Genomic DNA, 14,029 nt, shown 5'->3' with positions numbered 1-14,029 from the left:
CTTCTCAGATCGTGTACGGCTCAGCTGTCGCCAACGGGGGGGCGGGCGCGGAGGGGGCGGCTCACCGTCGGAGACGGCCGCGCCGGGACCCACAGGAGCCCACAAGGGCCCGCGGATGCACAGGGTTCACAGGGGGTCCGCATGGCGCCGCCGGGCCCCATGCGGAGGCCCATCGATCCGCGCGATCCGCTCGGCCCACCTCATTGTTGGCTATTACAACTCTCAATCCACGTTGTACTATACAACTACTTCAACGAAAGGCAACTCCGTGGCCCACCGGGACGACTCAGTCGAGACCATCCAGCAGGAGATGACCGCGTTCGCCCGAAGGGCCCGCGCGACCGCGGCACGCATGCACCCCGAGCTCTCGCTGGTCTCGTACACGCTGCTCGCGCACCTCGATGACCAGCACGGATGCCGGGCAACGGATCTCGCGGCGCACTACCTCCTGGACAAGTCGACGGTCAGCAGGCAGATCGCCGCACTGGAGAAACTCGGCTTCGTCGAGCGCCGGGTCGACCCGGACGACCACCGCGTACAGGTGCTGCACCCCACAGAGAAGGGCGCTCAGGTGCTGGCCAACGTCACCGCGAGCCGCCGCCAGGCATTCCGCGAGCGGCTGGCCGACTGGGAGGAGGACGACCTCAACCGCTTCGCCTCCTACCTGCTGCGCTACAACGCCGCCCAGGAACGGCTCGGCTGACGGCCACCACGCAGGGGACAACCTGAGGGCGCCCCGATGCCCCGTATTTCCGGTACTTCCCGAACTGCCACTTCCGGAACCGCTACTGCCGGAACCGGTCCGGGCACTGCCCGCCTTCGGCGAGATAGGTCTCGGCCCAGCGCGCCAGCTCCTTGAGCGAGGGCTCCATCGCCCGCCCGGCTTCCGTCAGCCGGTAGGCCACCCGCAGCGGCGGACCGGCATCCACCTCGCGGACGACCAGGCCCGTGCCGGCGAGCTCCATCAGGCGGTCGGACAGCATGCGCTCGCTGATCCCGGGGATCGCGCGCCGCAGATCGGCGAAGTGCACCGGTCCCGGCATCAGGGTGGCGACGATCAGACCCGTCCAGCGCTTCCCGAACAGCTCGAATACGCGGGTCATGCCGCCGTCGACCTGCCTGCACGCCGTCTCGCCATGGTCCGCCATGCAGTCAGCGTACCGCCCTCCCGTTGGGAACTGCAAAAAAGTAAGTACCTGTGTTATTAATAGTCACGTACGGAATTCAACCAACGTGCCGCACCTCGTACGGCAGCGAACCGAAGGACCGATCCCCATGGCCACGCTTCTGCACATCGACTCCTCCGTCTTCCCCGAGGCCGGCTCCGCCTCCCGCTCGGTGACCGCGGCGTTCCGCGCGGCCTGGGAGGAGCAGCACCCCGACGGCACCGTCATCTACCGCGACCTGGCCGCCGACCCGCTGCCGCACCTCGACGGCATCGGCGCCTCCGCCGGCTTCTCCGACCCCGCCACGCACACCCCCGAGCAGCAGGCCGCCTTCGCGCTGCGCGTCCGGCTCGCCGAGGAGCTGGAGCAGGCCGACGCGATCGTCATCGGCGCCCCGATGTACAACTTCACGATCCCCTCGACCCTGAAGGCCTGGCTCGACCAGACGATCATCATGGGCCGCACGGCGGGCGAGACCCCGAGCGCGAAGGGCACCCCGGTCACCGTCGTGGCCAGCCGCGGCGGTTCGTATGCGCCGGGCACCCCCCGCGAGAGCTTCGAGTACGTGCAGAACTACCTCGAGGCCGTCCTGAGCGGCGCGTTCGGCCTGGACGTCGAGTTCATCGTCCCCGAGCTCACCATGGCCCCCTCCAACCCGGCGATGGCCGAGCTCATCCCCAAGTTCGAGGCCTCCCGCGACAAGGCCCACGAGGACGCGACCGCCAAGGCCAAGGCCCTCGTCGCCCGCGTCGCCGCCTGACCGAGGGACCGGAGCCGGCAGACCGAGCACGTACTGCCGGCACCCGCACCACCACGCGCCCGCCCAGGGGGCACCGCGCACGCCGCCGGTCACGGCCCGTGGCCGGCGCCCCCGGGCCCGCGCCCGTACGTCGCCCCGGGACGGGAAGCCGCCGGCCTCATTCCCCCGGCCCGCGCCCCACCGACGCCGTCACCAGGGCCGCCAGCGCCAGTGCGCCGCCCAGCCACATCACCCCGGACGCGCCCCAGCCGTCCGCGGCGCGGCCGCCGGCCAGCGCGCCCAGGGCGATGGCCCCGTTGAACACCGCCACGAAGAGCGCGGACGCCGCCTCCCGCGCGCCCGGCGCCGCCGCCATCAGCCAGGTCTGCGTACCGACCGACACGCCCCCGTAAGCCAGCCCCCACACGGCCACCAGGGCCGCGGCTCCGAGGGTCCCGGCACCACGCCCCAGCAGCGGCACCAGCAACACCGCCCCCGCCAGCACCCCGCAGATCAGCAGCAACGTCCCCCGCGGCGTCCGCGCGGCCCCGGCGCCCGCGGCGAAGTTCCCGGCCATGCCCGCGACGCCGAACGCCAGCAGCAGCGCACCGATCTGGCCGGCGCCCGCCCCTGACACGTCCTCAAGCACCGGGCGCACATACGTGTACGCGGCGAAATGCCCCGTCACCAGCAGCACCACCAGGAGCAGCCCGGTCCGCACCGCGGCGCCGCGGAACAGCCCCAGGACGCCGCCCAGCCGCACCGCACCGGCCGCCGGCAGCGGCGGCAGCAGCACCCCCAGCGCGACGGCCACCACCCCGCACACCGCCGCCATCGCCACGAACGCCGCCCGCCAGCCGCCCAGTTCACCGATGAACGTGCCGGCCGGCACACCCAGCACCGACGCCGCCGCGACCCCGCTGAAGACCAGCGCCGTCGCCGACGCCACCCGCCGCTCGGGCACCAACCGCACCACCAGACCCGCGGCGATCGCCCACACCCCGCCCATCCCCAGCCCCACCAACACCCGCGCCGCCAGCAGCACCACGACATCCGTCGCGTACGCAGCGAGCAGGTTCGCCACCGCCAGCAGCCCCATCAGGGCAACCAGCACCAGCCGCCGGTCCCGCCGTCCGATCAGCAACGTCAGCAACGGCGCCGCCACCGCGGCGACCAGTCCGGTGGCGGTCAGCGTCAGCCCGGCCGTACCGTCCGAGATCCCCAGCTCCCCGCCCATCGGTGTCAGCAGCCCCACCGGCAGCATCTCCGACGTCACCACCGTGAACGTCGCCGCCGCCAGCGCCCCCACCGCCGGCAGGCCACCGCCCCTCTTCCGCGCCAACCCGCCCGGCCGTCCACAGGGTTCGGCCGCCCGCCCCACCTCATCGATCTCCGTCATGCCGCAACCCAACGCCCGCGCCCGCCGGGGAACAACGGCGAACCCCTCACCCTTCAATGAGCAGGACTCATCGATCCACCCGGCCGGCGAGAGGACCCGAACCCCATGGCCACCACCGGCGCACCCGCCCCGCACGGCACCGGCGGCACCCGCTCCCTGGACCTCCGCGAGCTGGAATGCTTCCTCGTCCTCGCCGAGGAGCTGCATTTCGGCCGTGCCGGCGAGCGGCTGTACGTCTCGCAGAGCCGCGTCAGCCAACTGCTGCGCGCCCTGGAGTCGCGGATCGGCGCCCGCCTGGTGGACCGCACCAGCCGGCGCGTCCGCCTCACGCCCCTCGGCGAGGAGTTCCGGGCCTCCCTGCGCCCCGCCTACGAGGCGCTGCGCGCGACCGTCGACACCGCCCGCTCCGCCGCCCGCGGCATCGAGGGCCGGCTGACCATCGGCTTCCAGGGCACCGCGGACGACCGCACCATGGCGGCCATCGACACCTTCCAGGCCCGTCATCCGGGCTGTGACACCCACCTCACCGAGATCCCGCTCTGCGACCCCTTCGGCGCCCTGCGCAGCGGCGCGGTCGACGTCGCCGTCGTCCTGCTTCCCGTGGCCGAGCCCGATCTCACACTCGGCCCGGTCTTCGCCGCGCAGCCGCAGACCCTGGCCCTGTCCGTACGCCACCCGCTGGCGTCCCGCGCCACCGTCACCGCCGAGGACCTCGCCGGCGTCCCGCTGATCTCCGCGGACGGACCGGCGCCCGCCTACTGGCGCGACGCGCACGCCCCCGCCACGACGCCCGGCGGACTGCCGATACCGGGCGGCCCCGGCGTCAGCACGCTGCAGGAGGGACTCACCCTTGCCGCCGCCGGCCGGGGCGGCATGCTGCTGTGCCGGCCCACCGCGGAGTACCACGGCCGGCGCGACCTCGCCTTCGTGCCGGTGACCGGCCTTGTGGACTCGGTGCTGGGTCTCGTGCATCACACCGCCCGCGCGACGGCTCGCACCCGCGCCTTCGGGGCGGTGGTGCGTGAGGTGCTGCACACGGCGGGAGCCGCGCGCCCGGCAGCGGTGTGATCCAGGACTCACCGTCCGAACCCGCCGCCCCCGAAGGAGGGGTGACGTCGGGCCCCGGGCACAACGAAAGACCCCCGGTCGCCGGATTTCTCCGGAGACCGGGGGTCTCATCTGTGCGCGAGGGGGGAGTTGAACCCCCACGCCCTTTCGGGCACTGGAACCTGAATCCAGCGCGTCTGCCTATTCCGCCACCCGCGCATGGGTGCTGCCGATGGATTCTCTCACGTGATCCGGGCTGTTCCGTCCGGGTCTTGTGCGAGCGCCTGCCGACATCCAGAAGATTAGCACGGTGTCGCGGGTGGTTTGAAACGCCTTTCCGCCGGTCCCCGCCCCGCGGTGACGACCGGGGCGGCCGGCCGGCGTTCGACGGCCATTCGCCGGGCACCCTCTCCAGGGTTCACACTCGCGGTGTCCGCCACCGGGGGCAGCGGCCCTTCCCGGGCCTCTCCCCCGCCCTTGGCCGGAAGGGCTCGGGCCACCCGCCCGGCAGGAGACCTCGGCGGTTGCGGGACACTGTCTTCGGGGCACATCTACGATCGCAGTGCACGAGCAGTGAGCAAGGAGAAGGAAGCACCGGGCAACCCTGTGAGGGGCGACACTCGTCCTCCAGGCGGGAAAGGGGAACCAGCCGATTTCCCGACGCGTGGATACGATCAGTAAGCAGGATCAGGACGACCCCGACGAAGACTGAGGAAGGAGGTGCCCCGTGGGAGTACTGAAGCGTTTCGAGTCGCGTCTCGAAGGTCTCGTCAACGGCACCTTCGCCAAGGTGTTCAAGTCCGAGGTGCAGCCCGTTGAGATCGCCGGCGCGCTGCAGCGTGAGTGCGACAACAACGCCACCATCTGGAACCGCGACCGCACAGTCGTCCCCAACGACTTCATCGTCGAACTGAGCACCCCTGACTACGAGCGACTGAGCCCCTACAGCGGGCAGCTCGGCGACGAGCTCTCCGGCATGGTCCGCGACTACGCCAAGCAGCAGCGGTACACCTTCATGGGCTCGATCAAGGTGCACCTGGAAAAGGCCGACGATCTCGACACCGGCCTCTACCGCGTGCGCAGCCGCACCCTCGCCTCCAGCTCGTCACAGGAACAGCAGGGTCAGGCAGCAGCCGCTCAGCGCGCCCCCTCGGGGCCGCGGGGCGGCCAGCCCGGCGGAGGTCACGTGGGCCCGCCCCCGATGCCCTCGTCCCCGCCTCCCGGTAGCGCGCAGCCCGTACCCCGTACGGCACCGCCCGGTGCAGGACCGCAGCCCTACGCTCAGACCAGGCGCTGGATCGAGATCAACGGCAACCGCCACCAGATCTCGCGCCCGACGCTCGTTCTGGGCCGCAGCACCGACGCTGACGTACGGATCGACGACCCGGGTGTCTCCCGGCGTCACTGTGAGATCCGGGTCGGAACGCCCCCCACGATCCAGGATCTGGGCTCCACGAACGGCATCGTGGTGGACGGGCAGCACACCACTCGCGCTAATCTCCGCGACGGCTCACGAATCGTCGTGGGCAGTACCACCATCGTTTACCGGCAAGCCGAAGGGTGAAGCGGGGGCAATGTCAGAGCTGACCCTCACGGTCATGCGGTTGGGTTTCCTCGCCGTACTGTGGCTGTTCGTCATCGTGGCCGTTCAGGTCATCCGCAGCGATCTGTTCGGCACGCGCGTCACACAGCGCGGCGCCGCACGACGCGGCGGGCAGGAGGCGCGTACGCAGCGTCAGCCCGCCGCGCCGCCGCAACAGCAGCAGCAGCGCCGCCAGGAGAGCGGCCGCAACAACAACCGGCAGCGCCGAGGCGCTCCCACGAAACTGGTCGTCTCCGAAGGCACCTTGACGGGCACGACCGTCGCCCTTCAGGGTCAGACCATCTCCCTGGGTCGTGCGCACGATTCAACGATCGTGCTGGACGACGACTACGCGTCCAGCAGGCATGCCAGGATCTACCCGGACCGTGACGGCCAGTGGATCGTGGAGGACCTCGGTTCCACCAACGGCACGTATCTGGACCGGACCCGGCTGACGACTCCGACACCGATTCCGCTGGGAGCCCCGATCCGCATCGGCAAGACCGTCATCGAGCTGCGGAAGTAGTACGACAATGAGCGAGCGGAGCGAGCGAGCCGCGGCGGTCCACTCGGCGGACCCGCGCGTGCTCCCGACCGGAGGGTGGGCACCGTGCGGATGTACCCCGAACCGACGGGTGAGGTGCGCATGAGTCTGTCTCTGCGCTTCGCCGCCGGATCGCACAAGGGCATGATCCGGGAGGGCAACGAGGACTCCGGCTACGCCGGGCCGCGGCTGCTCGCCATCGCCGACGGCATGGGCGGGCAGGCGGCCGGCGAGGTCGCCTCCTCCGAGGTGATCTCCACCCTCGTCCAGCTCGACGACGACGTCCCGGGATCGGACATCCTCACCTCCCTGGGGACGGCCGTGCAGCGGGCCAACGACCAGCTGCGCGTCATGGTCGAGGAAGATCCGCAGCTGGAGGGCATGGGCACGACCCTGACCGCCCTGCTGTGGACCGGGCAGCGGCTCGGCCTCGTCCACGTCGGCGACTCCCGCGCCTACCTGCTGCGGGACGGCGTCCTGACCCAGATCACCCAGGACCACACCTGGGTGCAGCGGCTGGTCGACGAGGGCCGGATCACCGAGGAAGAAGCCACCACCCACCCGCAGCGTTCGCTGCTGATGCGGGCGCTGGGCAGCGGCGATCACGTCGAGCCCGACCTGTCCATCCGTGAGGTGCGGGCCGGCGACCGGTATCTGATCTGCTCGGACGGACTGTCCGGGGTGGTCAGCCACCAGACGCTGGAAGAGACGCTGGCCAGCTACCACGGGCCGCACGAGACCATCCAGGAGCTGATCCAGCTCGCCCTGCGCGGCGGTGGCCCCGACAACATCACCTGCATCGTCGCCGACGTCCTGGACGTCGACGGCAATGACACGCTGGCCGGGCAGCTCAACGACACCCCGGTCATCGTGGGCGCGGTCGCCGAGAACCAGAACCAGCTCAGCGACCCCAGCACCCTGCAGACTCCGGCCGCCCGCGCCGCGGAACTCGGCAGAGACGCGCCGCCCGCACCCCCCGGGGGCGCCTTCGGGCCGCCCGGAAGCGGCCATCAGGAGGTCGGCGGGCCCCCGCAGGGCTCCTTCGGTGCCTTCATGGACGAGGACTACCTCAAGCCCGAGCGGCGCGGGAAGTGGCTCAAGCGGTCGCTTTTCCTCGCACTCGCACTGGCCGTCGTCGGCGGCGGGCTCTACGCGGGCTACCGCTGGACGCAGACCCAGTACTTCGTCGGCGCCAAGGACGACCACGTAGCCCTCTACCGCGGCATCAGCCAGGATCTGGCGTGGATCTCGCTCAACGACGTCGACCAGGACTACACCAAGGTCGAACTCAAGTACCTCCCGCCGTACCAGCGCAAGCAGGTCGAGGAGACCATCCCGGCCGACAGCCGCACCGAGGCGAGCGAAAAGGTCGCCGATCTGGACGCCCAGGCCGGTGCCTGCCGCACCCTCGCCCAGCGCGAGGCCGACGAGCGCGCGGCCGCCGCCCGCAAGAAGGCCGAAGGCAAGGCAGGCGGGACGGCCGGCAAGCCCGGCAGCCCGAGCACCAAGCCCGGCAGCCCCAGCGGCAAGCCCGGCACGCCGACCAACAAGGCGGGCAAGCCCGACGGCAACGCCATGCCCGGCACGCTCGCCGCGAGCCCGTCGGCGACTCCCACTCCCACCACCAGCCAGGCCCCCTCCGAGGAGCAGCAGAAGCTGGAAAAGAATTGCAGCACCCAGCAGTGAGGGCGTAGGGGGCCGTACATCTCATGAGCAGTACCACCAACACCACCACCATCGGCACCATCGGTGCGCCGAGCCGGCGCAACACCGAGCTGGCGATGCTCATCTTCGCCGTGCTGATCCCGGTGTTCGCGTACATCAACGTCGGCCTGGCGAAGGACCACACGGTCCCCGCCGGTGTCTTCGGCTACGCGCTCGGCCTCGGACTGCTGGCAGGCGTCGCCCACCTCGTCGTCCGCAAGTGGGCGCCGTACGCCGACCCGCTGATGCTGCCCATCGCCACCCTGCTCAACGGCATGGGGCTGGTCTTCATCTGGCGGCTCGACCAGGAGCCCTCGCTCGGCAAGGCGATGGCCCCCAACCAGCTGATGTGGTCGACCTTCGGCGTCGCACTCTTCCTCGCCATCCTGATCTTCCTCAAGGACCACCGCGTCCTGCAGCGCTACACCTACATCTCCATGGTGGTCGCGCTGGTGCTGCTGGTGGCTCCGGTGTTCTTCCCCGGCGTCAACGGCGCCAAGATCTGGATCACGATCCCCGGGCTCGGTTCGCTGCAGCCCGGCGAGTTCGCGAAGATCATCATCGCGATCTTCTTCGCCGGCTACCTGATGGTGAAGCGGGACGCGCTGGCGCTGGCCAGCCGCCGCTTCATGGGGCTCTACCTCCCCCGCGGCCGCGACCTCGGACCGATCCTCGTCATCTGGGCGCTGAGCCTGATGATCCTGGTCTTCGAGACCGACCTGGGCACCTCGCTGCTCTTCTTCGGCCTCTTCGTGATCATGCTGTACGTCGCGACCGAGCGGACCAGCTGGATCGTCTTCGGCCTGCTTCTCAGCGCGGGCGGCGCGGTCGCCGTGGCCACCTTCGAGTCGCACGTCCAGACGCGTGTGCACAACTGGCTCAACCCGCTGGAGCTGCTCAACGGCGGCGTCACGGAGACCGCCCAGGCGATGTACTCCTTCGGCTCCGGCGGCATCCTCGGCTCCGGCCTCGGCCAGGGCTACTCCCGCCTCATCCTCGGTATCGCGCCCAAGAGTGACTACATTCTGGCCACCGTCGGCGAGGAAATCGGCCTCGCCGGACTGATGGGCATCCTGCTGATGTACGGCCTGCTGATCGAGCGCGGCATCCGGACGGCCCTCGCCGCCCGTGACCCGTTCGGCAAGCTGCTGGCGGTCGGCCTGTCCGGCGCGTTCGCGCTGCAGGTCTTCGTCGTCGCCGGCGGTGTGACGGGCCTCATCCCGCTGACCGGTATGACCATGCCGTTCCTCGCCCAGGGCGGTTCGTCCGTGATCGCCAACTGGGCGCTGGTCGCCATCCTGCTGCGCATCAGCGACACCGCCCGCCGGCCCGCTCCGGCACCCGCACCGTCCACCGACGCCGAGATGACCCAGGTGGTCCGCCCGTGAACAAGCCCCTGCGCCGGGTCGCGATCTTCTGCGGCCTGCTCGTCCTCGCTCTGCTCGTGCGCGTCAACTGGGTCCAGTTCGTCCAGGCCGACTCGCTCAAGAACGACACCCACAACCGCCGGGTCGCCATCGAGCGCTACAGCATGCCGCGCGGCAACATCATCGTCGACGGCAAGCCCGTCACCGGCTCGACGGTCACGGACAGCGGCGACTTCAAGTACAAGCGCACGTACAAGAACGGCAAGATGTGGGCGCCGGTCACCGGCTACGCCTCGCAGGCCTTCGACGCCAACCAGCTGGAGAAGCTCAACGACGGCATCCTCTCCGGCACCGACGACAAGCTCTTCTTCAGCCGCACGGTCGACATGCTGACCGGCGAGAAGCAGGAGGGCGGCAACGTCGTGACGACCCTCAATTCGAAGGCCCAGAAGGCCGCCTTCGAGGGCCTCGGCGACAAGAAGGGCGCGGTCGCCGCGATCAACCCGGAGACCGGCGCGATCCTGGCGCTGGCCAGCACCCCGTCGTACGACCCGTCGACCTTCGCCGGCAACAGCCAGAAGGACTCCGAGGCGTTCACCGCGCTGCAGAAGAAGAACGACCCCGACGAGCCGATGCTCAACCGGGCGCTGCGCCAGACCTACCCGCCCGGCTCGACCTTCAAGGTCGTCACGGCTTCCGCGGCGCTGGAGAACGGGCTGTACGACGACGTCGACAGCAAGACGAAGTCGCCGCTGCCGTACACGCTTCCCGACACCCAGCAGCCGCTGAACAACGAGGGCAACATCCCCTGCGAGAACGCCACCATGCGGGAAGCGCTGCGGGTGTCCTGCAACACCGTCTTCGGCAAGATGAGCGCCGACCTCGGCAACAAGAAGATGATGGCCGAGGCGGCGAAGTTCGGCTTCAACAACGACAAGATCGACACCCCGGTGCGGGCCGCCGAGAGCGTCTACCCCAAGGACAACCGGCCGCAGAACGCCATGGACGGTATCGGCCAGGCGTCCAACCGTGCCACTCCGCTCCAGATGGCCATGGTCGCCTCGGCGGTCGCCAACGGCGGCAAGCTGATGAAGCCGTACATGGTCGAGCAGCTGCGGGCCCCGAACCTGAACGTCGTCCAGCAGCACACTCCGCAGGAGCTGAGCGAGCCGCTGTCACCGGAGAACGCCCAGAAGGTCCAGAGCATGATGGAGACCGTGGTCCAGGAGGGCACCGGCCAGTCCGCCAAGATCCCCGACGTCACGGTCGGCGGCAAGACGGGCACCGCTCAGCACGGCGAGGACAACAAGGACAACCCCTACGCCTGGTTCATCTCCTACGCGAAGACCGACAAGGGCACCCCGGTCGCGGTCGCTGTCGTGATTGAGAGTTCCGACACCCTTCGCGACGATATCGCCGGTGGCAAGCTCTCCGCTCCCATCGCGAAGAGCGTCATGGAGGCGGTACTCCAGGGCAAGTAGGGGCTCAGGTCAAGCCAATACCGGTCGGATATCAGGTTGCGACTACGACCGGGACCGGTGCGGCGTGCCGGGTACGGTATGCCCGAACAGCACACCGCCGGACCACACACCGGTGCGGTCGGGACTGACGGAGAGGGCTGGAGAAGCTTATGGAAGAGCCGCGTCGCCTCGGCGGCCGGTACGAGCTGGGCTCGGTGCTCGGCCGCGGTGGCATGGCCGAGGTGTACCTCGCCCATGACTCCCGCCTGGGCCGCACCGTAGCTGTGAAGACGCTCCGGGTGGACCTCGCCCGTGACCCGTCCTTCCAGGCCCGGTTCCGCCGTGAGGCCCAGTCGGCCGCCTCGCTGAACCATCCGTCGATCGTCGCGGTCTACGACACCGGCGAGGACTATGTCGACGGGGTCTCGATCCCGTACATCGTCATGGAGTACGTGGACGGTTCCACGCTGCGTGAGCTGTTGCACTCCGGCAGAAAGCTGCTGCCGGAGCGGTCGCTGGAGATGACCACCGGTGTCCTCCAGGCGCTGGAGTACTCGCACCGGGCCGGCATCGTGCACCGCGACATCAAGCCGGCCAACGTCATGCTGACGCGCACCGGCCAGGTCAAGGTCATGGACTTCGGCATCGCCCGTGCCATGGGCGACGCCGGCATGACGATGACGCAGACCGCGGCGGTCATCGGCACGGCGCAGTACCTCTCCCCCGAGCAGGCCAAGGGCGAGCAGGTCGACGCGCGTTCCGACCTGTACTCCACCGGCTGCCTGCTCTACGAACTCCTCACCGTGCGGCCGCCGTTCATCGGTGACTCGCCGGTCGCCGTGGCCTACCAGCACGTGCGGGAGGAGCCGCAGAAGCCGAGCAACTTCGACCCCGAGATCACGCCCGCGATGGACGCCATCGTCCTCAAGGCGCTGACCAAGGACCGCGACTACCGCTACCAGTCGGCCGACGAGATGCGCGCCGACATCGAGGCGGCACTCGACGGCCAGCCGGTCTCCGCCACCTCGGCGATGGGCATGGGCGGCCACGACCAGGACCAGCCGACCACGATGCTGCGTCCGCAGGACCCGGCCGGCTCGACCTCGATGCTGCCGCCGATGAACCCGGACGACGGGGGCTACGGCTACGACGAGCGCAACGAGCGGCGCCGGGGCGGCGGTCAGAAGAAGAGCAACACCTCGACGATCCTGCTGGTGCTCGCGGCCGTCCTCGTCCTGGTCGGTGCGATCTTCATCGGCAAGGCGATGTTCAGCGGCAACAACAACGCCGGCGACAAGTTCGCCGCGCCCAACCTCGTCGGGAAGACCCTCCAAGAGGCCAAGGGCTACGGCAAGAACAGCGACTTCCAGGTCTCCAAGGGCGGCAGCAAGGCCTGCACCAACGTCAAGAAGAACCAGGTCACCGAGCAGTTCCCGGAAGAGGGCACAAAGATCGCCAAGAAGGACACGGTCACTGTCACGATGTGCACCGGTCCGGTGGAGGTCTCCGTCCCCGACGTACGGGACCTGAACGAGGACGAAGCGGTGAAGAAGCTCAGGAGCAAGGGCTTCACCGACGTCACGCCCCGGCAGGTGGTCTCCGACCAGGAGGAGGGCACGGTCGTCCGCCAGGACCCGCCGGCCGGCTCCAGGAAGGCCAAGGACACCGAGATCACGCTGTTCGTTGCCAAGGCGCCCGAGAAGACGCCTCTCCCGGACGTCGTCGGGAAGGACTTCGCCGCAGCGGAGAAGCAGCTGAAGGATCTCGGTCTGCAGGTGAACCGGCAGGACCAGGAAACGACCGACCCCAACCAGGTCGGGAAGGTCACCGCCATGAGCCCGACCGCGCAGAGCGAGGTCAAGAACGGCTCGACGGTCACGCTGACGGTCGGTAAGGCAGGCACCCAGACACCCGTCCCGAACGTCGCCAACCAGTCGGTCAAGGACGCGAAGAAGACGCTGGAACAGGCCGGCTTCAAGAACGTCCAGTTCGCCGCCGGCAGCTCGGACGACGACAACGCCCGGGTGATCAGCCAGGACCCGGCGGGGGACACCCCGTCCGACCCGGCCACCACCACCGTCACGCTGACCACCATCGGAGCCCCTGGGGGCAACGGCGGCGGCGATGACGGCGGCATCTTCGGCGGCCCCTTCGGGTGACCGGCCTGCACGGGCCATGACCCGCAGCACCGCGTAGGACTGAGCCCCGGCGCCCTGGGAGGGCGGCCGGGGCTCAGTCGTGCGTGCGGTCAAGGGACCTCGGGCTCAGCGGAGTTCCTTGGGGGGCGTGCGGTCCGCGTCGACCTTCTCCGTACGCTCCAGCTCGCCCCAGACGATGTAGCGGTAGGTCGAGGTGTAGACCGGGGTGCAGGTCGTGAGCGTGATGTAGCGGCCCGCTGTGTGCTTGCCGGACTCCTTCGGGACGTCGTCGAGCACGTCGACGTTGTACTTGGAGGTCTGGCTCAGCGTCGAGAAGACCTTGTAGATGTACCAGGTGTCCTCGGACTCGAAGACGATCGGATCGCCGTCCTTGAGCTTGTCGATGTTGTGGAACATCGCGCCGTGACCGTCGCGGTGGGCGGCGAGCGTGAAGTTGCCCTTCTTGTCCGTCGGCAGCTCCGACTTGACCGGCTTCGTGTAATAGCCGGCCACGCCCTCGTTGAGCACCTCCTCGTCGGTGCCCTTCTTGACCAGCACCTCACCGCTGCTCATCGCGGGCACGTGCAGAAAGCCGATGCCGTCCTTGGTGTCCAGATCGCCCGGCCCCTTGGGACGGTGGCTCGCCCAGTGCTCACGGACCTGGTCACCCTGCCGGTGCGACGCACGGTCGGCAAGGACGTTGGTCCACCACAGCGAATAGACGACGAACAGTCCCAGGACCAGGCCTGCCGTGATCAGCAGCTCGCCGATGACGCTGACGACGGAGGCGATGCCCCTCCGTACGCGGCGCGGGTTGGGTGACGGCGCGGACCGGCGGGTGTCCTGGTCGTTTCCGGTGGCAGTCACCGCGTGTACCCCTCTT

General features: G+C 69.6%; 12 protein-coding genes and 1 tRNA gene. 9 read left to right on the top strand and 4 right to left on the bottom strand.

Annotation, left to right across the window (positions count from 1 at the left end):
• Positions 1-268 precede the first annotated feature (268 nt).
• Entirely contained in the window at positions 269-703 is a 435-nt protein-coding gene (locus ACIRQ7_RS18655) for a MarR family winged helix-turn-helix transcriptional regulator (RefSeq protein WP_401464246.1), read from the top strand.
• 82 nt (positions 704-785) lie between these two features.
• On the opposite strand, the gene ACIRQ7_RS18650 is transcribed toward ACIRQ7_RS18655, so the two are convergent.
• Positions 786-1,148, bottom strand: coding sequence for a winged helix-turn-helix transcriptional regulator (locus tag ACIRQ7_RS18650; RefSeq protein WP_401464248.1), 363 nt, complete (start codon positions 1,146-1,148; stop codon positions 786-788).
• Positions 1,149-1,275: 127 nt separating this feature from the next.
• On the opposite strand from ACIRQ7_RS18650, the gene ACIRQ7_RS18645 reads away from it, so the two are divergent.
• Positions 1,276-1,926: an FMN-dependent NADH-azoreductase gene (locus ACIRQ7_RS18645; protein ID WP_404263597.1), complete on the top strand. Its 651-nt coding sequence runs from the start codon at positions 1,276-1,278 to the stop codon at positions 1,924-1,926.
• A 157-nt stretch (positions 1,927-2,083) separates the two neighbouring features.
• Here ACIRQ7_RS18645 and ACIRQ7_RS18640 read toward each other — a convergent pair whose 3' ends face one another.
• Complete coding sequence (locus ACIRQ7_RS18640) at positions 2,084-3,304, bottom strand: MFS transporter (RefSeq protein ID WP_404263595.1); 1,221 nt, start codon at positions 3,302-3,304, stop codon at positions 2,084-2,086.
• Between the two features lie 105 nt (positions 3,305-3,409).
• On the opposite strand from ACIRQ7_RS18640, the gene ACIRQ7_RS18635 reads away from it, so the two are divergent.
• Positions 3,410-4,372, top strand: a complete 963-nt coding sequence (locus tag ACIRQ7_RS18635; protein ID WP_404263593.1) for a LysR family transcriptional regulator — start codon at positions 3,410-3,412, stop codon at positions 4,370-4,372.
• A gap of 114 nt (positions 4,373-4,486) precedes the next feature.
• Here the strand turns inward: ACIRQ7_RS18635 and ACIRQ7_RS18630 are convergent.
• Positions 4,487-4,570 (bottom strand) — tRNA-Leu (locus tag ACIRQ7_RS18630).
• A 508-nt stretch (positions 4,571-5,078) separates the two neighbouring features.
• On the opposite strand from ACIRQ7_RS18630, the gene ACIRQ7_RS18625 reads away from it, so the two are divergent.
• The 6 genes from ACIRQ7_RS18625 (at position 5,079) to pknB (ending at position 13,167) form a co-directional block, all read left to right on the top strand.
• On the top strand, positions 5,079-5,915 hold the full coding sequence (locus ACIRQ7_RS18625) for an FhaA domain-containing protein (RefSeq protein WP_401464252.1): 837 nt from the start codon (positions 5,079-5,081) through the stop codon (positions 5,913-5,915).
• 10 nt (positions 5,916-5,925) lie between these two features.
• A complete protein-coding gene (locus ACIRQ7_RS18620; RefSeq protein WP_401464254.1) occupies positions 5,926-6,459 on the top strand; it encodes an FHA domain-containing protein in 534 nt (177 codons plus the stop codon).
• 120 nt (positions 6,460-6,579) lie between these two features.
• Entirely contained in the window at positions 6,580-8,163 is a 1,584-nt protein-coding gene (locus ACIRQ7_RS18615) for a PP2C family protein-serine/threonine phosphatase (RefSeq protein WP_404263591.1), read from the top strand.
• Between the two features lie 23 nt (positions 8,164-8,186).
• On the top strand, positions 8,187-9,569 hold the full coding sequence (locus ACIRQ7_RS18610) for an FtsW/RodA/SpoVE family cell cycle protein (RefSeq protein ID WP_401464258.1): 1,383 nt from the start codon (positions 8,187-8,189) through the stop codon (positions 9,567-9,569).
• Positions 9,566-11,029: a peptidoglycan D,D-transpeptidase FtsI family protein gene (locus tag ACIRQ7_RS18605; RefSeq protein WP_404263589.1), complete on the top strand. Its 1,464-nt coding sequence runs from the start codon at positions 9,566-9,568 to the stop codon at positions 11,027-11,029. The genes ACIRQ7_RS18610 and ACIRQ7_RS18605 overlap by 4 nt, the downstream gene beginning before the upstream one ends.
• Before the next feature lie 149 nt (positions 11,030-11,178).
• Complete coding sequence (gene pknB / locus ACIRQ7_RS18600) at positions 11,179-13,167, top strand: Stk1 family PASTA domain-containing Ser/Thr kinase (protein WP_404263587.1); 1,989 nt, start codon at positions 11,179-11,181, stop codon at positions 13,165-13,167.
• Between the two features lie 105 nt (positions 13,168-13,272).
• On the opposite strand, the gene ACIRQ7_RS18595 is transcribed toward pknB, so the two are convergent.
• Positions 13,273-14,013, bottom strand: a complete 741-nt coding sequence (locus tag ACIRQ7_RS18595) for a class E sortase (protein ID WP_404263585.1) — start codon at positions 14,011-14,013, stop codon at positions 13,273-13,275.
• Positions 14,014-14,029 lie beyond the last annotated feature (16 nt).

The organism is Streptomyces sp. NPDC101393 (assembly GCF_044767385.1).
Taxonomy (GTDB): Bacteria; Actinomycetota; Actinomycetes; order Streptomycetales; family Streptomycetaceae; genus Streptomyces.
This window is presented reverse-complemented; position numbering and strand designations above follow the sequence as displayed.